Here is an 18,515-nt window from a genome sequence, read left to right as displayed (position 1 = left end):
CCGGCCGCCCCGCCCGGGCTCAGCGCGTGCAGAAGCGCGCGGTGCGCAGGGCGCCGCCCGCGTTCTCGTCGTCCGTGCCCAGCACACCCCAGCGGGAGTGCGGCAGACACGAGAGGGCCTCGACCTTGTGGCCCTCGAAGGTGCCCAGCACCCGCGGGCTCCCGGCGATGTGCAGCGAGACGGTGCCGTCCGCGCCGGCATGGACGCGCCCGGCGTCGAGGACGGCGGAGGCGAAGGGGCCGTCGTCGCCCGGGTCGGAGGCGGCGGAGACCAGCAGCCTCCCGGACTCGGTGATCTTGAGGTCGGAGGCGTGCCGCACATGCGTCGTCGGGTACGGGGTCCGCAGCGTGCGCCGGGTGACGGCGCCGAAGCCGGTGTCGTCCCCGGTGAAGGAGGCGCGTGCCGCGTACACCGTCGCGGGGCGGCTGTCCTGGCCGCGGTCCGCCCAGACGGCGACGAGCTTCCCGTCGCGGGCGCTCAGCGCGAAGTTCTCCACGTTGTCGTCCTCGCCGAGACCGGGCAGCGTGAAGGTGTCCCGCACCCGCGCGGTGCGGCCCTCGACGTCGATGCGGTACCCGGTACCCGCGCTGGCCACGGCGACGTACGAGCCGGGGTGGCCGGGCACCCGGTCGATGGCCTCCAGATCCACGGGGAGGTCGTCACCCCGCCAGTCCAGCGGCTCCACGTGTGCCGTCTTGCCGGGGACGTACTCGGTACGGGCGAGGCGGTTCTCCCCGGGCTTCTTGTTGTCCCGTACGACGAGTGCGCGAATCCGGTCACCGTGCCGGCCCGTGACCACCATGCCGCTGACGCCCGAGGTCATGCCCGTGCCGGTGGATACCCAGTCCTGGTGGGCGGCGGGACGGGCCGCGGGGGCGGCGGCCTGCGCGGGGGCGGCCAGGGTCAGTCCGGCGCAGAGGGCGGCTGCTCCCGCGACACAGGTGCTGATCAACGACGTACGGCGCATGCGGTCAGCCTCTCATTGCTCTTCGGTACTCGCCCGCCACACGATGGTGTGCGACACCCGTCGATGTGACGCGCGTAGATTCGAACTGGCGGGACGCTAGCCGTCTCCAGTGGCCGGTGCAACCATCTGTCGACAAACTGTTGAAACAGCCGAGAGGGCGGCGAACCCCGGCCCGGGTCGCCGCCCTCCCAGCCCCTCTCAGTCCCTCCTCACGTCTTGCCGGGAGGGGGCCGGGCCGGGGACGGATCATCCCGGCCCGGCCGTGCGGACCGTCAGCCTCGCAGGATCTCGTAGGCGGGCGTGGTGAGGAAGTCCTCGTAGCTCTCGTCCAGCGCCACCCGCAGCAGCAGATCGTGCGCCTGCTGCCAGTTGCCCGCCGTGAAGGCCTCCTCGCCGATCTCCGCGCGGATCGCGGCCAGTTCCTCGGCGGCGACCTGACGGGCCAGCTCCGCGGTGACCTGCCGGCCGTCGTCCAGCACCACCTCGGCGTTGATCCACTGCCAGATCTGCGAACGGGAGATCTCCGCGGTCGCCGCGTCCTCCATCAGGTTGAAGATGGCCACCGCGCCCAGCCCGCGCAGCCACGCCTCGATGTAGCGGATGCCCACCTGCACGGCGTTGCGCAGCCCCTCGAACGTCGGTCGGGCGTCCAGCGAGTCGATCGCGATCAGATCGCCCGCCTTGACCTCCACGTCCTCGCGCAGCCGGTCCTTCTGGTGCGGACGGTCCCCCAGGACGGCGTCGAAGGACGCCTTGGCGATCGGCACCAGGTCCGGGTGGGCGACCCAGGAGCCGTCGAAGCCGTCACCGGCCTCCCGGTCCTTGTCGGCGCGCACCTTCTCGAACGCCACCTCGTTGACCTTCGGGTCCTTGCGGGAGGGGATGAACGCGGCCATGCCGCCGATCGCGTGGGCGCCGCGCTTGTGGCAGGTGCGCACCAGCAGTTCTGTGTAGGCCCGCATGAACGGTGCGGTCATCGTCACCGCGTTGCGGTCCGGCAGCACGAACCGGGAGCCGGCGTCACGGAAGTTCTTGACGATGGAGAAGAGGTAGTCCCAGCGGCCCGCGTTCAGCCCGGAGGCGTGGTCGCGCAGCTCGTAGAGGATCTCCTCCATCTCGTAGGCGGCGGTGATGGTCTCGATCAGGACGGTGGCCCGGACGGTGCCCTGCGGGATGCCGCAGTAGTCCTGCGCGAAGACGAACACCTCGTTCCACAGCCGCGCTTCCAGGTGCGACTCGGTCTTGGGCAGGTAGAAGTAGGGGCCCTTGCCCATGTCGATCAGACGCTGCGCGTTGTGGAAGAAGTAGAGGCCGAAGTCCACCAGCGCGCCCGGCACCGGCTTGCCGTCGCACACCAGGTGCCGCTCGTCCATGTGCCAGCCGCGGGGCCTGACCACCACGGTGGCCAGCTCCTCGGCGGGGCGCAGCGCGTAGCTCTTGCCGGTGCGCTCGTCGGTGAAGTCGATGCGCCGTTCGTAGGCGTCCCGCAGGTTCAGCTGGCCGCCGATGACGTTCTGCCAGGTGGGGGCGGACGCGTCCTCGAAGTCGGCGAGCCACACCCGGGCGCCCGAGTTGAGCGCGTTGATGGTCATCTTGCGGTCGGTTGGGCCGGTGATCTCCACCCTGCGGTCCAGCAGCGCCGGCGGGCAGTCGGCCACCTGCCAGTCGCCCTGGCGCACATGGGCGGTCTCGGGCAGGAAGTCGAGGGTGGCGGTGCGGGCGATCTCGGCGCGCTTCTCGGCCCGGCGCGCGAGCAGCTCGTCACGGCGTCCGGCGAACTTGCGGTGCAGCGCGGCGAGGAACTCCAGCGCGGCCCCGGTCAGCACCTCGTCCTGCCTCGCGGGCCGCTGCCCGGGTTCGACACCGACGACTTCGAGCGGAGAGGGCGCTGATGCGGACATGGTGGGTCACTCCTTCGGACAGCGGAATATGTGGCCGCCGGGTCCGCTGGACGGGACGGGGCGGCACTGGGTGCCGCGTGGGGCGCCGGGCGCGCGCAAACGCGGTCAGGGCACCTCCGGGACAGGAAGGCGCTTCTGAACAGTGGAGATTAGTTTTCTCATAGTGGAACTTCAAGAGTTTGTTGACGTCGAGATATCTCTCACCCCTGTCCGGCCCCGGAAGGTGTCGTTCCGCTGACCCGGGGTGCCACCGCGTACGCGGCAACCCCACGCGGAACGGGCTTCCCATGCGGCGCACGGACCCCGCGCGTGAAGGGCGCTCTTCCTGTGCGGGAGCGCGCACGCGGGGTGCGCACGCGGGGTACGTGTGCGGGCCGGCGCCGCACGGGTCAACGCCGCACGGGGTACCCGCCCGCGGTGCGGTCACCCGGCGGAGGGCGGTCCCTCCAGCCGGCGCAGGTCCTCCGGGGTGTCGATGTCGGCGGGGTCGGCGACGTCGGCGCACTCGACAAGGGTCAACTGGCCTGCCCGCGCCCGCAGATAGCCGCGCGCCCCGGAGTCCGCCCGCGCGCTGTCGGCGACGCCCGCCCAGTGGTCTGCGCCCAGCAGCACGGGATGGCCCCGGCGCCCTCCGTACGCCGCCGCCGCGAGGGAGGCGGAGGAGCGGCAGGCCGCCCGCACCCGGGCCACGGCCGCCGCACCGATCCCCGGCTGGTCCACCAGCGAGACCAGGGCCGCGTCGACGTCCGTGCCCGCGTCCCTCAGCGCCGTCAGCCCGCGGTGCAGTGAACCGCCCATCCCCGCCGCCCACTCCGGGTTGTCCACCAGGACGCACCCCGGCAGCCTGGCCTGCCGCCGCACTTGTTCACGGGCCGCCCCCAGCACCACGTACACCACTTCGCAGCCGCCCGCGCGCAGCACCGCCGCCGCGTGCTCCACCAGCAGACGTTCCCCGTGGGGCAGCAGCGCCTTGGGCCGGCCCCCCAGCCGCCGCCCGCCGCCGGCGGCCAGCAGCAGCCCGGCGACCCGCGGTCCTTCGTGCCCTGCGCCCCGGACCGCGGCGTCCTCGGGGCCGGGTCCCACCCGTCGTTCTCGTCTCATGCGTCCATGGATACCGCCCGCATACCGCGCTGGGCGGACCGGTCGTCTCCTCCTTGGGGACGATCATCGGAAAGGCGGGCCCTGAATCTCGCTTTCCGTGTGGCGCTACACGCGGAGAGTGGCGTTTACTGTCGGAACCTCCGACGGCGGCGGCACCCGCCTCGGAGGAACAGGCACCCTGGGGCCCGCGCGGCCCGGGGAGATCCCATGTGGGGGGAGACCGTGCGAAGCGAGACGATGGAGCAGTGGGGAGCCGTATCCGCCGGGCGCCGGACGGAGACGGATCCGCGGGTGGTGGAGCTGGGCAACGCCGTGCGCTGGACGCGGCGGGAACTGGACGCCTACCCCGCCGATCTGCGCGACCGCCGGGAGGCGGAGCGCGTGCTGGACGCGCTGGCCGCCACCGTGCGCTCCGGCGTTCCCGCGCCGGAGGAACTGCGGGACTCGTTGCTGGTGCTGGCCGCGGCTGTCGGCTCCGTCAGCGCCCTGTCCCGTCCGCTGGCCGCCGTGCGCGCGGCCGTCGAACTCTTCGGGGCGGCCCCGCGCGCCACCCGCTGACCAACGGCGCGCTGCCGGCGGGCGGTTGGTCGGCGCCGATACGGACCCGGGCGGCCTTCTTCGCGCCCGTTCCCGTACCGGGAGGTGCCGGTGCCGCCGTCAGGCCGTCGGTCCGTCAGCCTGTCGGTCCGTCAGCTCGTCGGTCTGTCAGGCCGTCGGCCGGGAGTGCTGCCGGCCGGGTGCCGGCAGCCCGGATAGGCCTGACGCCTCCGCGTCCGCGCCGCGCACGCTTGGCCCCCGTACGCCTCGCCCGTGCGGACCCCGGCCGGCGGCCGACCGCAGCGCTCCGGCCGACGGGCCGAGCGTGCTGCCACCGGGCATGCGCGCCCGCGACCGGCCGCGGCAACGGCCTGACACCGCAAGGCAGCCGGCCCGGCCACGAGAGCCGTCGGCCGGCGCCACGAGCAGCCGCCCCGGTGCCGGAAGCGCGCGGTGCCCGGACTCGCCCGGCGCCGGAACCGGCAGGCCGGGAAGCCGGCCGGGGCCGGCTCGGCCCGTAAGTCCCGGGCGCCGCACCGCAAGTGACCCTCCACACCGGCCCGTTCGCGGCGCAGTGCGACCGTACGCCGCGGACGGGCCGGTGCGGCTCACTGCGTGGTGGCCGTCGAGGTGGCGAGCGCGGCGGACAGGTCGGCGGCGACCTCGTGCAGCAGCGGTACGAACTTGTCGGTGGCCGCGTCCGTGACCCGGCCCGCCGGGCCGGAGATGGAGATCGCGGCGGCGGTGGGGGAGTCGGGCACGGAGACGGCGATGCACCGTACGCCGATCTCCTGTTCGTTGTCGTCGGTGGCGTACCCGGCCTCGCGGACGTGGGCCAGGGCCTCCAGGAAGCCCTCCGGTGTGGTGATGGTCTTCTCGGTGGCCGCGGGCATCCCGGTCCGGCCGAGGAGGGCGCGCACCTGGTCCTCCGGGGTGTGCGCCAGCAGTACCTTGCCGACTCCGGTGGAGTGCGGCAGGACGCGCCGCCCGACTTCGGTGAACATCCGCATCGAGTGGCGGGAGGGGACCTGTGCGACGTAGACGACCTCGTCGCCGTCGAGCATCGCCATGTTCGCCGTCTCGCCGGTCTCCTCGACCAGCCGGGCCAGATAGGGCCGGGCCCAGGTGCCCAGCAGGCGGGAGGCGCTCTCGCCGAGGCGGATCAGGCGGGGGCCCAGCGCGTAGCGGCGGTTGGGCTGCTGGCGGACGTAACCGCAGGACACCAGGGTGCGCATCAGGCGGTGGATGGTGGGCAGGGGCAGCCCGCTGGCGGTCGACAGCTCGCTGAGGCCGACCTCGCCCCCGGCGTCGGCCATCCGCTCCAGCAGGTCGAAGGCCCGCTCGAGGGACTGCACCCCGCCGGATGCGGCAGGGGCCGTGGCAGCCTGGGCTGTACTGGCTGTGGGCTTGCGCTCTGCGGACGGCGGCACGTCGCGTTCCTTTCCTGGCCTGCGGTCAGGCGCATGGTATCGGGGGCGGGTCGTGAGGGACCGCCCTCCGAGGGATCGCCCTACCCGTATGCACCCCGGCCCAGACACCGGTTCACTTCTGTATTGCGAAATTCTAGTTCCGATTTGTGGATTTCTCCAAGCGGAGGACCCTTGACGGGCCACTTCGGCCGGATGAAGATTCGTTCACCAGAACCTTTTCAACAGAACGTTGAAGTTGCTGAAGGAGGCCGGTTTGTCCGACGTGCGGCTCGTCCTGCGCTCACGGCGCGTCCTCACCCCCGAAGGTGAGCGCCCGGCGACCGTCACCGTGAACGGCGAAGGCCGCATCGAGGCGGTACTGCCCCATGACGCACAGACACCCCCCGGGGCGGCGCTGGAGGACATCGGCGACGACGCGCTGCTGCCCGGCCTCGTCGACACCCACGTCCACGTCAACGACCCCGGCCGCGCCGAATGGGAGGGCTTCTGGACGGCCACCCGGGCCGCCGCGGCCGGCGGCATCACCACCCTCGTGGACATGCCGCTCAACTCCCTCCCGCCCACCACCACCGCGGACAACCTGCGGATCAAGCGCGAGGTCGCCGAGCCCAAGGCCCATGTGGACGTCGGCTTCTGGGGCGGCGCCATCCCCGGCAACGTCGCGGAACTGCGCCCCCTGCACGAGGCCGGCGTCTTTGGCTTCAAGTGCTTCCTGTCGCCCTCCGGCGTGGACGAGTTCCCCGAGCTGAACCGGGAGCAACTGTCCGCGGCCATGGCCGAGATCGCCTCCTTCGACGGACTGCTGATCGTGCACGCCGAGGACCCCGGCCGGCTCTCCGCCGCCCCTCAGCGCAGCGGCCCCGCCTACCGCGACTTCCTCGCCTCCCGTCCCCGTTCGGCGGAGAACGACGCGATCGCCCTGCTGATCGAGCTGGCGGCCGAACACGGCACCCGCGTCCACGTGCTGCACCTGTCCTCCAGCGACGCGCTGCCGATGCTCGCCAAGGCCCGTGCCGAGGGGCTGCGGCTGACCGCCGAGACCTGCCCGCACTTCCTCACCCTCACCGCCGAGGAAGTACCGGACGGCGCCACCGAGTTCAAGTGCTGCCCGCCCATCCGGGAGAAGGAGAACCAGGACGCGCTCTGGCAGGGGCTGGCCGACGGCACCCTCGACTGTGTCGTCTCCGACCACTCGCCGTGCACCACCGACCTGAAGACCCCCGACTTCGCCACCGCGTGGGGCGGCATCTCCTCCCTCCAGCTCGGACTGCCCGCCGTCTGGACGGAGGCCCGCCGCCGCGGTCTGCCCCTCACCGACGTGGCCCGCTGGATGTCCGAGGCGCCCGCCCGGCTCGCGGGGCTCGACACCAAGGGGGCCATCGCGCCGGGCCGTGACGCCGACTTCGCCGTCCTGGCGCCCGAGGAGACCTTCACCGTGGACCCGGCCCGCCTCCACCACCGCAACCAGGTGACTGCCTACGCGGGCAGGACGCTGCACGGCGTGGTGCGGTCAGCCTGGCTGCGCGGCGAGCGCGTCGCCGAGAACGGGGTTCCCACCGGCAAGACCGGCCGACTCATCGAAAGGAAGAGCGCATGACAGCGGCGCAGACCGCCGGAATACCCAGCTTCACCGGGGACGCCAAGCCCTACGGCGGCGGCGACACCTTCGCCGACTACCGTGCCCCCGAGGGCGGTTTCCCCTTCGAGCACCTTCCCGACCTGGCCGACCGCAGGCTGGGCGCCACTGTCATCGCCGCCAACGACGAGTTCTTCGCCGAGCGGGAGAACCTGCTCAACCCCGAGCGTCCCGTCTTCGACCCGCACGCCTTCCAGCACAAGGGCAAGGTCATGGACGGCTGGGAGACCCGCCGCCGGCGCGGCGAGGAGGCCGAAGCACCGCACCCGGCCGAGGACGACCACGACTGGGCGCTCGTCAAGCTCGGCGCCCCCGGTGTCGTACGCGGAGTGGTCGTCGACACCGCGCACTTCCGCGGCAACTACCCGCAGGCCGTCTCCGTGGAGGCCACCGCGTTCCCCGGCGAGCCCTCGCCCGAGGAACTGCTGGCCGAGGACGTGAAGTGGACGACGCTGGTGCCGCGCACCCCCGTGGGCGGGCACGCCGCCAACGGGTTCGCCGTCACGGAGGAGCGCCGCTTCACCCACCTGCGGCTGCGCCAGTACCCCGACGGCGGCGTCGCCCGGCTGCGGGTGTACGGCGAAGTGGCGCCGGACCCCGAGTGGCTGACCGCGCTGGGCACCTTCGACCTGGTGGCACTGGAGAACGGCGGGCTGGCCGAGGACGCCTCGGACCGCTTCTTCTCGCCGCCGGTCAACACCATCCTGCCGGGCCGTTCGCAGAAGATGGACGAGGGCTGGGAGACCCGCCGCCGGCGCGACAAGGGCCACGACTGGATCAGCTACGCGCTGGCCGGGCAGGGCCGTATCCGGGCCGTGGAGGTGGACACCGCCTGCTACCGGGGCAACGCGGCCGGCTGGGTGGCCCTGCTGGGCAAGGACGGTGCGGACGGTGAGTGGGCCGAACTGCTGCCGCGCACCCGGCTCCAGCCCGACACCGTCCACCGCTTCCTGCTGTCGGACGCGGCGCCGGTCACGCACGTCCGGATGGACATCTACCCGGACGGTGCCGTGGCCCGGCTGCGGCTGCACGGCTCCCTCACCGAGGAGGGCGCTCGGCGGCTGGCGGCGCGCCATGCCGAACTGAGCTGAGCCGAAGCTGCCGTCGGGGCGGTGCGCCCGCCCCGGCGGCAGTACCGGGAAGAGCGAATGCCCGCGAAATTCAGTGAATTGGCATTGACATGTCATCTACGCGCGTCAGCATAGGTGCCATGAGATTCCCCCCACGAATCAAGCGCATCGGCGCGGTCTCCACCCTCGTCGCCGCCGTTCTCCTCGGCGGCCCGGCCCTCCCCACCGCCACCGCGGCGCCCCCCACGGCAGCCGTGCGGATCGCGGCCGTGGGCGACATCTGTGAGTCGAAACTCCCGCCCGAGGCGCACGAGACCCTGGACCTCATCGAACAAGGCGGCCCCTTCCCGTACCCGCAGGACGGCACGGTCTTCCAGAACCGTGAAGGCATCCTGCCCGACCAGCCCGACGGCTACTACCACGAGTACACGGTCGAGACCCCCGGCTCCGACGACCGCGGCGCCCGCCGCATCGTGACCGGGGAGAAGCAGCAGGAGGACTACTACACGGCCGACCACTACGCGTCGTTCGACCTGGTCGACTACACCTGCTGACCCCGCGCGAAGGCCCGGCCGGCGCAGGCCGGGCCTCCCGCCCCGGCGGCGCGCGGTGCGCGCCCCCGCCTGCTGGGTGGCGGGAGCGCGTGCCCCACAGTCCGCGGCGGCTGTCGTTCCCCGAGAGGGCGACAGCCGCCGTTTTGTGTGTAACGTTCGGCTCTCATCACCGGCCTCCTTCAGCCCCGGGGGTGGCTAACGCGCCGTGAACGGGTAACGTTCCCCACAGAGAGTGATGCATCGGCGGTAGATATGGGGAGTTACCGGTGAGAAACGGCCCGGAGGCGGTCACGTGCGGTGAGGCCATGCTGCTGATGCTCGCCGAGCCCGGCCTCCCACTCGAACGAGCCACCCATTTCCGGCGTTCCGTGGCGGGCGCCGAGTCCAACGTCGCGGCGGGCCTGGCCCGGCTCGGCCACTGGGCCCGCTGGATCGGCCGGGTCGGTGACGACCCCGCGGGCGAGGCCGTGCTGCGCGAGCTGCGGGCCGACGGCGTGGACGTCTCCTGCGCCGAGATGGACCCCGAGTCGCCGACCGGTCTGCTGATGCGCGACAGCCACCCCAACCGGGCGATCGACGTGCAGTACTACCGCACCGGTTCGGCCGCCTCCCTCCTCAGTCCGGCCCAGATCACCCCCGAGGCACTGGCCGGGGTGCGGCTCGTCCACGTCACCGGCATCACACCGATGCTGTCCGACGACGCGGAACAGGCCACCCACGCCCTGGTCGAGCGTGCCCGCCAGGCCGGCGCCGCCGTCTCCTTCGACCCCAACGTGCGACGCAAACTGGGCACCGACCACGAGTGGATACGCCGCGTCGGCCCGCTGCTGCGGGAGGCCGATCTCGTACTCGCGGGGGAGGACGAGCTGGAACTCCTGCTGGGCGCGGGCCCGGAGGAGGGCGCCAAGGCCCTGCTGACGCTGGGCCGCGCCACCACGGTCGTCGTCAAGCACCGCGACCACAGCGCCGTCGCCCACACCGCCGAGGGCCGCTGGCGGCAGGAGCCGTTCGACGTCCCCGTGGTGGACCCCGTGGGCGCGGGGGACGCGTTCGCCGCCGGCTGGCTCTCGGCCCGGCTGCGCGGACTCGACCAGCAGCGCGCCCTCGCCGAGGCGGCCTGCGTGGCGGCGCTCGTCATCCAGGCGCCGGGCGACACCGACGGACTGCCCACGGCCGCCGCCCGGGACCGCGCACTGGAGGCGTTCACCCGGGGCACCGACCCGGTCCACCGCTGATTTGCGCTTCGTCCCCGCTCCCCGTTCCGCTCCCCTTCCCGACCCGCGCACCGGAGCCGGCCCCGCACACCGGAGAAGAACCCGATCCGGTCCCGTCCGGTGAGCCGGTCGCCGGCATCCGACAGACCAAGAGAGGCGGCGAACTGCCGTGTACCGTTGGCAGATCACCAGAGCGGCGCTGGCACAGCGCGTCTTCGCCATCGTCCGTGCGGACAGCTACGAGAAAGCCACCGCGACCGCCGACATCCTGCTCGGCGCCGGCCTCACGAGCCTGGAGATCTCGCTCACCACCCCGTACGCGCTGGACGCGATCAGCACCCTGCGCCGGGAGACCGGCCAGGAGACGGTGATCGGCGCGGGCACCGTCCTGGACGGGGCCGCCGCCCGGCAGGCCGTGGACGCCGGCGCCCAGTTCCTCGTCTCGCCCAGCCTGCACGAGGAGGTCATACGCACCGGGCACCGCTACGGGGTGCCCGTCTTCCCCGGTGTGGCCACCCCCACCGAGATGGTGCGGGCGCTGGAGGCGGGTGCCGACGGGCTGAAGCTGTTCCCCGCCTCGGCCCACGGCCCCCGCTGGCTGCGGGACGTGAGGGCGGCGCTGCCCCAGGCGCCCGTGCTGCCCACCGGCGGCATCACCGTGGAGACGGCGCCGGAGTGGATCGCGGCGGGCGCGGTGGCCTGCGGGATGGGCTCGGCGCTGACCGAGGGCGACCGGGAGACGGTGGCCAAGCGTGCCACCGACCTCCTCCAGCGGCTGGAGGACGCCGCTGCCGCCGCGCAGGCCTGAACCTCCGGTCAGGGGCCGTCGGTCCCTGGCCGGAACCGTTCGCCGACTGAACACATCTGCACACCGGATCCGTACGATCCGTGCATGACTGAGCAGAGCGTGCAAGACCTCCGCCCGGACGCGGACGGTGTCATCGATCTGGCAGCGCTGGGCGAGGACTTCGTCCGGAACCCCTACCCGGTGTACGCGGCCCTGCGCGCACGCGGACCCGTCCACCGGGTCCGTATCCCCGAAGGCGCGCTCGGCTGGCTGGTGGTCGGCCATGAGGCGGCCCGCGCGACGCTCAACGACAGCCGGCTGTCGAAGAACTGGGCCAACGCCTCGCCCGACGCCGCGGCGGTCTCCGTCTCCGCCGGCTACCACATGCTCATCTCCGACCCGCCCGACCACACCCGGCTGCGCAAACTGGTCGCCAGGGAGTTCACCGCACGCCGTATCGCGGCGCTGGAGCCGCGCATCCGCGAGCTGACCGGCGAACTCCTCGACACCATGCTGGCGGCGCCCGACGGCCGCGGCGATCTGGTGGCCTCCCTCGCCTTCCCGCTGCCCATCGCGGTCATCTGCGAACTGCTGGGCGTGCCGTACCTGGAGCGTGACCGGTTCAAGGAGCTTTCCGACCACGTCCTGGGCGCCGCACCGGAGGCGGAGCGCAAGGAGTCCGCCGCGAAACTCGGCGCGTACCTGATGACGCTGCTGGACGAGCTCCGTGCCCGGCCGGGCGACGACCTGCTCAGCGCACTGATCCGCACCAGCGACGAGGACGGCGACCGGCTCTCGACCTCCGAACTGCACGGCATGGCCTGGCTGTTGCTGATCGCCGGCTACGAGACCACCGTCGGGCTCATCTCCAACGGCACCCTCGCCCTGCTCAACCACCCCGACCAGCTCGCCGCACTCCGCGCCGACCCCGGGCTGCTGCCCTCGGCCGTCGAGGAGATGCTGCGCTACGACGGCCCCGTGGAGACCTCCACCTACCGCTTCACGACCGAGCCGATGACGATCGGCGACACCGTGATCCCGGGCGACGGCCAGCTGGTCATCCCCGCACTGGCCGACGCCGACCACGACCCGGCCCGCTTCCCCGACGCGGAGCGCTTCGACATCCGCCGCGACTCCCGGGGCCACCTGGCGTTCGGGCACGGTCTCCACTTCTGTCTGGGCGCGCCGCTGGCCAGGCTGGAGGCCCGCGTCGCGGTCGGGATGCTGCTGGAGCGCACCTCGTCGCTGGAGCTGGACACCGACCCGGCGGCGCTGGAGTGGCGGGAGGGCCTGCTGCTGCGCGGCGTCCGCAGGCTGCCGGTGCGCTGGCGGCGTTGAGCGGCAGCCGCCGGGGCGGGCTCACTCGTACGAGGCGGCCCCACACGAAGGGGAACACGAAGGGGAAGGGGCCGCTCCGCTGGCGGTCGTCCGGTGGGCCGAAGGACACGCTTACGCGGGTTCCGGGGAGGTTGCCGACACGTGCCCTGCGCCGCCGACGGGCTGCGTAGGGTACGTGTATGCGGATCAGCCAGTGCCGGGAAGAAGATGTCGAACTCCTCGACCAGCACATGCCGTCCCGCAGTGCGACCTCGCACCACTCGGCCCGCTACGCGCGTCAGCGCGAGGGCCGCGGCACCTTCCTCGTCGCCTGGCGCGAACGGGTCCCGGTGGGCAGTTGCGAGGTCCGCTGGGAGGGGTGCGAGGCCCCCGAGGTGCGGGCCGCCCATCCCGGCTGTCCGGAGGTGAACGGGCTCGGGGTCTGGCCGGAGATCCTGCGCTCGCAGGGCATCGGTACCGCCCTCATCCGTGAGGCGGAGCGGCTGGCCGCCCAGCGCGAGTGCCGGGCCATCGGGCTGGGCGTCGAGAAGAACAACCCCCGCGCGCACGCGCTGTACCAGCGGCTCGGCTACCGGCCCTCGCTGCCGTACCTGGACTGCTGGAGCTACGAGGACGGCGCCGGGGTGGCCCACCGGGTCGCGGACGCGTGCGTGTTCATGGTCAAACGGCTGTGACGCCGGCGCGGCCTCGCGGCGACGTCACAGGGGTACGGAGTCCAAGGCGGCCGGCCGCACCGGGGCACCGGTGAGGCGGGAGCGTTCGCAGCTCTCCGCGACCAGGACGGCGGCCAGGGCCTGCCGGCCGTCGCACGGGTTGGGGATCTGACCGCGCAGCGCGCGGACGAAGGCGGCGAGCTGCGCCTCGTACGCGGGGCCGAAGCGGTCGAGGAAGCCGGGCCACGCCCGCTCGGCGACCCCGGGCGGCGCGGCCGGCTCGACGGAGCTGAGCGGGGTGTGCACGTCCAGTCCGACGGCGATCTGGTCCCGTTCGCCGGCCAGTTCCATCCGCATGTCGTAGCCGGCTCCGTTGCGGCGGGTGCCGGTCAGGGTGCACAGTCCGCCGTCGTCCAGGGTGAGGAGGGTGGCGACCGTGTCGGGCTGCGTCTCCCGCTCCCCGCCGTCCGCGCCGCCGGGTGCGCCGGTGGCGTAGACGGAGACGATCTCGCGTCCGGTCACCCACCGGACGGCGTCGATGTCGTGGACGAGGCAGTGCCGGAAGAGCCCTCCGGGGCAGGGCGCGTGCCCGGTGAACGGCGGTGTGGGCGCCGAGGTGAGGGCGCGCACCGTGTGCAGCCGTCCCAGCCGCCCGGAGCGTACGGCGTCCCGGGCGGCGGCGTGCCCCGCGTCGAACCGCCGGGGGAAGCCGGCCTGGAGCAGGGTGCCGGCCGCGGCGACCTCGGCCAGCACCTCCCGGGTGCCTTCCGCGTCGGGCGCCAGCGGCGTCTCGCAGAAGGCGGGCAGCCCGCGCCGGGCCGCGGCCGTCAGCAGCCCGGCCTGCGCCTCGGGTGCGGTGGCCACGACGAGGGCGTGGATGTCCAGCTCCAGCAGTTCGCGTACGCCCGGCACCGGGGTAGCGTCGAGCGCGGCGGCGGCCTCGACGGCACGCATCGGATCCGCGTCCGCGACGACCAGTTCGGTCACCTCGGGGTGCGCGCTGAGGGTGCGGGCGTGCAGGGTGCCGGTCCGGCCGGCGCCGACGAGTCCGATGCGCATGACCCTACGCTGTCGCCCCGTGCCGCACCGTGTCAACGCGTTGTCATTTCGTCCTGACAATCGAATGTATGGTTTCCGGTCGCGCAGAAGACCACTACGCTCCCACCGTGGCCAAGAATGATCCGGTGGACCTGCCGCTGAGTGTGGACCGCGCGAGCCCCGTGCCGCTCTACTTCCAGCTCTCCCAGCAGCTGGAGAGCGCCATCGAGCAGGGCGCGCTGGCGCCGGGCAGCCTGCTGGGGAACGAGATCGACCTCGCCGGCCGCCTCGGGCTCTCCCGTCCCACCGTCCGGCAGGCCATCCAGTCGCTGGTGGACAAGGGGCTGCTCGTGCGCCGGCGCGGCATCGGCACCCAGGTCGTGCACAGCCAGGTCAAGCGCCCCATGGAGCTGAGCAGCCTCTACGACGATCTGGAGGCCGCCGGGCAGCGCCCCGCCACCCGTGTGCTGCGCGACACCGTGGAGGAGGCGACGGCCGAGGTCGCCGCGGCGCTGTCGGTGCCCGAGGGCACCCAGGTGCGGCGGGTGGAGCGGCTGCGTCTGACCCACGGCGAGCCGATGGCCTACATGCGCAACCACCTGCCCGCCGATCTGCTGCCCGCGGAGGGGGCCGATCTGGAGTCCACCGGCCTCTACCGCCTGATGCGCACGGCCGGGGTGACGCTGCACTCCGCCCGGCAGACCGTGGGCGCCCGCAGCGCCGGTACGGCCGAGGCCGAACTGCTGGGGGAGCCCGCCGGGGCCCCGCTGCTGACCATGCGGCGCACCGCCTACGACGACACCGGGCGCCCCGTCGAGTACGGCTCGCACCTCTACCGGGCCTCGCGCTACTCCTTCGAGTTCCAGCTGCTGGTGCGCCCCTGACCGGTGCCGTCCTCGGGCGGGCGCCCCGGCCATTGACGGGCACCGGCCGCGCGGCTACAAGGAGGGCGGGCGGCCGGAGGGGACGGCGGCGGGGGCCGGTGCGGACCCGTCGGTCGGTTTCCCGCCACGGTGACGGATACTTGTGCGAAGATCCGGGGGCTTTTCGGCAGCGTCCGCAGTCCGTACCGATCCGTACCGAGAGAGCAGAACAGGTGGCCAGCGTGCACAGGTCCCGGGAGAGGTCCCGTACGTCCCGCAGATCCATACGCGCGATGGGGGTCATGGCGGCGGCGGTGCTCGCCGTGACGGCCTCGCTCGCGGGATGCAGCAGCACCGGCGGGAAGCGGGCCGAGGAGGCGCGGCAGCAGGCCGCGTCCGGCAAGGCCAATGTGACGACGCCCCGCTGGAAGTTCGCGATGGTCACCCACTCCGGTGACGGCGACACCTACTGGGACATCGTGCAGGAGGGCGCGCGCCAGGCCGCGGCCAAGGACAACATCGAGTTCCTCTACTCGCACGACAAGGAAGCCGGCCGCCAGGCGCAGCTCGTGCAGACGGCGATCGACAAGAAGGTGGACGGCCTGATCGTCACCCTCGCCAAGCCGGACGCCATGAAGAGCGTGGTGAAAAGGGCGGTCAAGGCGGGCATTCCGGTCATCACCATCAACTCGGGCCAGGAGGTCTCCCGCGCTTTCGGCGCCCTGACCCACATCGGCCAGGACGAGACCGTCGCCGGTGAGGCGGTGGGCCGCGAACTGAACGAACGCGGGAAGAAGAAGGCCCTCTGCATCCTCCACGAGCAGGGCAACGTCGGCCACGAGCAGCGCTGCGACGGCGTCAAGAAGACCTTCGACGGCAAGGTCGAGAACCTGTACGTGGACGGCACCAACATGCCGGGCGTCAAGTCCTCCGTGGAGGCCAAGCTCCAGTCCGACAAGAAGGTGGACACCGTCGTCACCCTCGGCGCGCCCTTCGCCGCCACCGCTGCCGAGGCCAAGAAGGAGGCCGGCAGCGACGCGGAGGTCGACACCTTCGACCTCAACGCCAAGGTGGCCTCCGGCCTCAAGGACGGCACCATCGGTTTCGCCGTCGACCAGCAGCCCTACCTCCAGGGCTACGAGGCCGTCGACCTGCTGTGGCTGCACCGCTACAACGCCGACATGCTGGGCGGCGGCAAGCCGGTGCTCACCGGCCCGCAGATCCTCACCAAGAAGGACGCGGGCAAGCTGGAGAAGCTGACCGAGCGAGGCACCCGATGACGGTCACGACCGGACCCGGCAACACCGGCGGAACCGAGGAGGGCTCCGGCGCCCGGCAGCCCGGCGGCCCTTCCGGCACGGCTCCCGCCCCCTCGGCCGGGAGCGAGGCGGAGCGGCCGGCGCACCGCCCGCTGCCCGTACGGCTGCTGCGGCGGCCCGAGCTGGGCGCCGTGGTCGGCGCCGTCGCGCTGTTCGTCTTCTTCTCGCTGATCGCCGACAGCTTCCTGCGGACCTCCAGCCTCTCCACCGTCCTGTACTTCTCGTCCACCATCGGGATCATGGCGGTGCCGGTGGCGCTGCTGATGATCGGCGGCGAGTTCGACCTGTCCACCGGGGTGATGGTCACCTCCTCGGCGCTCGTCTCCTCGATGTTCAGCTACCAGATGACCGCCAACACCTGGGTGGGCGTCGGGGTGTCCTTGCTGGTCACCCTGGCGATCGGCTTCTTCAACGGGTTCATGCTCACCCGGACGAAACTGCCCAGTTTCATCATCACGCTGGCCACCTTCCTGATGCTGACCGGCCTCAATCTCGGACTCACCAAACTGATCAGCGGCACGGTCGCCACCAAGAGCATCAGCGACATGGAGGGCTTCGACTCGGCCCGCGCCGTCTTCGCGTCCTCCGTGACCATCGGCGGTGCCCACCTCCAGATCACCGTCCTGTGGTGGCTGCTGCTGGTGGCGGTCGCGACCTGGATCCTGCTGCGGACCCGGGCCGGCAACTGGATCTTCGCCGTCGGCGGCGGGGTGGACGCGGCCCGCGCGGTCGGCGTCCCGGTGGCCCGTACCAAGATCGGCCTGTATCTCGGGGTCGCCTTCGCGGCCTGGATCTCCGGCCAGCACCTGCTGTTCAACTACGACACCGTGCAGTCCTCCGAGGGCGTCGGCAACGAGCTGATCTACATCGCCGCCGCCGTCATCGGCGGCTGCCTGCTCACCGGCGGCTACGGTTCGGCGATCGGCGCGGCCGTCGGCGCGCTCATCTTCGGCATGGCCAACAAGGGCATCGTCTACGCGCAGTGGAACCCGGACTGGTTCAAGTTCTTCCTCGGCGCGATGCTGCTGCTCGCGACGCTGCTGAACGCGTGGATCCGGAAGCGGGCGGAGGCGACCCGATGAGTGACCGCAAGCACGAGGACCTGCCGATGCCCGAGGACCTGCCGCTGGTGGAGCTGAGCGGCGTCAGCAAGTTCTACGGCAACATCAAGGCCCTGGAGGACATCTCCCTGACCGTCCACCCCGGGCGGATCACCTGTGTGCTGGGCGACAACGGCGCCGGCAAATCCACCCTCATCAAGATCGTCTCGGGGCTGCACCAGCACGACGCCGGCACCTTCCGCATCCAGGGCGAGGAGACCCGGCTCGGCTCTCCGCGCGAGGCGCTCGACCGCGGCATCGCCACCGTCTACCAGGACCTGGCCGTCGTGCCGCTGATGCCGGTGTGGCGCAACTTCTTCCTGGGCTCCGAGCCGACCGTGGGATGGGGCCCGCTGCGCCGGATGGACGTGCGCACGATGCGCCGCACCACCCGCAGCGAGCTGCTGCGCATGGGCATCGACCTGCGGGACGTGGACCAGCCCATCGGCACCCTCTCCGGCGGCGAGCGGCAGTCGGTCGCCATCGCGCGGGCGGTGCACTTCGGGGCGAAGGTGCTGGTGCTGGACGAGCCGACGGCGGCACTCGGCGTCAAGCAGAGCGGCGTCGTCCTCAAGTACGTCGCCGCCGCCCGCGACGCCGGCCTGGGTGTCGTCCTGATCACACACAACCCGCACCACGCCCACCTGGTGGGCGACCGGTTCGTGCTCCTCAAGCGCGGCACCATGGCCGGGTCCTACGAGAAGGCCGAACTGGAACTGGACGAACTCGTCCGCCAGATGGCGGGCGGCTCCGAACTGGAGGAACTCAGCCACGAACTGCGCCGCTGACCGCGCCCTGGCCGAGCCCCGTGCCGCGTCCCGCCGCGGGGCGCGGCGCCGTCGCCGCAGTGTCCGGCGGACGCGGCCCGGAGGCCGCCGGAGCGCCGGGTCCGGCCGCCGCGCACGGACCCGGCGGCACCCCCGCACCGCAGGACGTACGGTTGATCCCTGGCAGAATCGAGCCCGCCCGTAAGACCCCTCCCAGAGAGACGACCACTCTTGAACGCG

Annotated in this window: 17 protein-coding genes; 12 read left to right on the top strand and 5 right to left on the bottom strand. The window is 72.5% G+C overall.

From position 1 onward, the window contains the following. Positions 1–19: 19 nt before the first annotated feature. The 3 genes from IO40_RS0102125 to IO40_RS0102115 all read right to left on the bottom strand — a co-directional run bounded on the left by IO40_RS0102125 (position 20) and on the right by IO40_RS0102115 (position 3,969). A complete protein-coding gene (locus IO40_RS0102125; protein ID WP_016470606.1) occupies positions 20–967 on the bottom strand; it encodes a hypothetical protein in 948 nt (315 codons plus the stop codon). A gap of 272 nt (positions 968–1,239) precedes the next feature. Then, positions 1,240–2,868: a malate synthase A gene (gene aceB / locus IO40_RS0102120; RefSeq protein WP_016470607.1), complete on the bottom strand. Its 1,629-nt coding sequence runs from the start codon at positions 2,866–2,868 to the stop codon at positions 1,240–1,242. A gap of 423 nt (positions 2,869–3,291) precedes the next feature. Next, positions 3,292–3,969 carry a nucleotidyltransferase family protein gene (locus IO40_RS0102115; protein WP_078565810.1) on the bottom strand — a complete coding sequence of 226 codons (678 nt, stop codon included), beginning with the start codon at positions 3,967–3,969 and terminating at the stop codon, positions 3,292–3,294. 207 nt (positions 3,970–4,176) lie between these two features. Between IO40_RS0102115 and IO40_RS0102110 the strand changes: the two genes are divergently transcribed. After that, positions 4,177–4,527 carry a DUF5955 family protein gene (locus tag IO40_RS0102110; RefSeq protein ID WP_016470609.1) on the top strand — a complete coding sequence of 117 codons (351 nt, stop codon included), beginning with the start codon at positions 4,177–4,179 and terminating at the stop codon, positions 4,525–4,527. Between the two features lie 587 nt (positions 4,528–5,114). On the opposite strand, the gene IO40_RS0102105 is transcribed toward IO40_RS0102110, so the two are convergent. After that, complete coding sequence (locus tag IO40_RS0102105; protein WP_016470610.1) at positions 5,115–5,936, bottom strand: IclR family transcriptional regulator; 822 nt, start codon at positions 5,934–5,936, stop codon at positions 5,115–5,117. Positions 5,937–6,189: 253 nt separating this feature from the next. Here IO40_RS0102105 and allB point away from each other — a divergent pair, with 253 nt between their 5' ends. The 7 genes from allB (at position 6,190) to IO40_RS0102070 (ending at position 13,209) form a co-directional block, all read left to right on the top strand. Further along, positions 6,190–7,533 (top strand): allantoinase AllB, encoded by a 1,344-nt coding sequence (gene allB / locus IO40_RS0102100; RefSeq protein ID WP_016470611.1) that lies wholly within the window; start codon positions 6,190–6,192, stop codon positions 7,531–7,533. Continuing rightward, on the top strand, positions 7,530–8,663 hold the full coding sequence (alc, locus tag IO40_RS0102095) for an allantoicase (RefSeq protein WP_016470612.1): 1,134 nt from the start codon (positions 7,530–7,532) through the stop codon (positions 8,661–8,663). Before allB ends, alc begins: the two co-directional genes overlap by 4 nt. Positions 8,664–8,782: 119 nt before the next feature. Then, positions 8,783–9,196: a guanyl-specific ribonuclease gene (locus IO40_RS0102090; protein WP_016470613.1), complete on the top strand. Its 414-nt coding sequence runs from the start codon at positions 8,783–8,785 to the stop codon at positions 9,194–9,196. 305 nt (positions 9,197–9,501) lie between these two features. Further along, a complete protein-coding gene (locus tag IO40_RS0102085; protein ID WP_078565898.1) occupies positions 9,502–10,431 on the top strand; it encodes a sugar kinase in 930 nt (309 codons plus the stop codon). A gap of 148 nt (positions 10,432–10,579) precedes the next feature. Then, the gene (locus IO40_RS0102080; protein WP_016470615.1) at positions 10,580–11,218 is read left to right on the top strand and encodes a bifunctional 4-hydroxy-2-oxoglutarate aldolase/2-dehydro-3-deoxy-phosphogluconate aldolase; all 639 of its coding nucleotides are present in this window, start codon (positions 10,580–10,582) and stop codon (positions 11,216–11,218) included. A gap of 84 nt (positions 11,219–11,302) precedes the next feature. Then, positions 11,303–12,535 carry a cytochrome P450 family protein gene (locus tag IO40_RS0102075; protein ID WP_016470616.1) on the top strand — a complete coding sequence of 411 codons (1,233 nt, stop codon included), beginning with the start codon at positions 11,303–11,305 and terminating at the stop codon, positions 12,533–12,535. Between the two features lie 179 nt (positions 12,536–12,714). After that, positions 12,715–13,209, top strand: a complete 495-nt coding sequence (locus IO40_RS0102070; RefSeq protein WP_016470617.1) for a GNAT family N-acetyltransferase — start codon at positions 12,715–12,717, stop codon at positions 13,207–13,209. Between the two features lie 24 nt (positions 13,210–13,233). On the opposite strand, the gene IO40_RS0102065 is transcribed toward IO40_RS0102070, so the two are convergent. Beyond that, on the bottom strand, positions 13,234–14,247 hold the full coding sequence (locus IO40_RS0102065; protein ID WP_016470618.1) for a Gfo/Idh/MocA family protein: 1,014 nt from the start codon (positions 14,245–14,247) through the stop codon (positions 13,234–13,236). Between the two features lie 143 nt (positions 14,248–14,390). Between IO40_RS0102065 and IO40_RS0102060 the strand changes: the two genes are divergently transcribed. From IO40_RS0102060 to IO40_RS0102045, 4 genes are all read left to right on the top strand, one after another. Further along, positions 14,391–15,110: a GntR family transcriptional regulator gene (locus IO40_RS0102060; RefSeq protein ID WP_033228375.1), complete on the top strand. Its 720-nt coding sequence runs from the start codon at positions 14,391–14,393 to the stop codon at positions 15,108–15,110. Positions 15,111–15,382: 272 nt separating this feature from the next. Beyond that, the gene (locus IO40_RS0102055; RefSeq protein ID WP_031174757.1) at positions 15,383–16,369 is read left to right on the top strand and encodes a sugar ABC transporter substrate-binding protein; all 987 of its coding nucleotides are present in this window, start codon (positions 15,383–15,385) and stop codon (positions 16,367–16,369) included. Further along, positions 16,366–17,490: an ABC transporter permease gene (locus tag IO40_RS0102050; RefSeq protein WP_031025245.1), complete on the top strand. Its 1,125-nt coding sequence runs from the start codon at positions 16,366–16,368 to the stop codon at positions 17,488–17,490. The genes IO40_RS0102055 and IO40_RS0102050 overlap by 4 nt, the downstream gene beginning before the upstream one ends. Further along, positions 17,487–18,296, top strand: a complete 810-nt coding sequence (locus IO40_RS0102045) for an ATP-binding cassette domain-containing protein (RefSeq protein WP_016470622.1) — start codon at positions 17,487–17,489, stop codon at positions 18,294–18,296. The genes IO40_RS0102050 and IO40_RS0102045 overlap by 4 nt, the downstream gene beginning before the upstream one ends. Positions 18,297–18,515: the final 219 nt, after the last annotated feature.

The organism is Streptomyces albus subsp. albus, assembly GCF_000725885.1.
GTDB classification, from domain to species: Bacteria; Actinomycetota; Actinomycetes; order Streptomycetales; family Streptomycetaceae; genus Streptomyces; species Streptomyces albus.
The sequence above is the reverse complement of the archived record's forward strand: the minus strand, read 5'-3'. Positions and strand labels throughout refer to the sequence as shown.

Coding starts and splice junctions, on each gene's coding strand:
- IO40_RS0102125 (WP_016470606.1), bottom strand. CDS start 967: ATGCGCCGTACGTCGTTGATCAGCACCTGTGTCGCGGGAGCAGCCGCC.
- aceB (WP_016470607.1), bottom strand. CDS start 2,868: ATGTCCGCATCAGCGCCCTCTCCGCTCGAAGTCGTCGGTGTCGAACCC.
- IO40_RS0102115 (WP_078565810.1), bottom strand. CDS start 3,969: ATGAGACGAGAACGACGGGTGGGACCCGGCCCCGAGGACGCCGCGGTC.
- IO40_RS0102110 (WP_016470609.1), top strand. CDS start 4,177: ATGTGGGGGGAGACCGTGCGAAGCGAGACGATGGAGCAGTGGGGAGCC.
- alc (WP_016470612.1), top strand. CDS start 7,530: ATGACAGCGGCGCAGACCGCCGGAATACCCAGCTTCACCGGGGACGCC.
- IO40_RS0102090 (WP_016470613.1), top strand. CDS start 8,783: ATGAGATTCCCCCCACGAATCAAGCGCATCGGCGCGGTCTCCACCCTC.
- IO40_RS0102085 (WP_078565898.1), top strand. CDS start 9,502: ATGCTGCTGATGCTCGCCGAGCCCGGCCTCCCACTCGAACGAGCCACC.
- IO40_RS0102075 (WP_016470616.1), top strand. CDS start 11,303: ATGACTGAGCAGAGCGTGCAAGACCTCCGCCCGGACGCGGACGGTGTC.
- IO40_RS0102070 (WP_016470617.1), top strand. CDS start 12,715: ATGCGGATCAGCCAGTGCCGGGAAGAAGATGTCGAACTCCTCGACCAG.
- IO40_RS0102065 (WP_016470618.1), bottom strand. CDS start 14,247: ATGCGCATCGGACTCGTCGGCGCCGGCCGGACCGGCACCCTGCACGCC.
- IO40_RS0102055 (WP_031174757.1), top strand. CDS start 15,383: ATGGGGGTCATGGCGGCGGCGGTGCTCGCCGTGACGGCCTCGCTCGCG.
- IO40_RS0102050 (WP_031025245.1), top strand. CDS start 16,366: ATGACGGTCACGACCGGACCCGGCAACACCGGCGGAACCGAGGAGGGC.
- IO40_RS0102045 (WP_016470622.1), top strand. CDS start 17,487: ATGAGTGACCGCAAGCACGAGGACCTGCCGATGCCCGAGGACCTGCCG.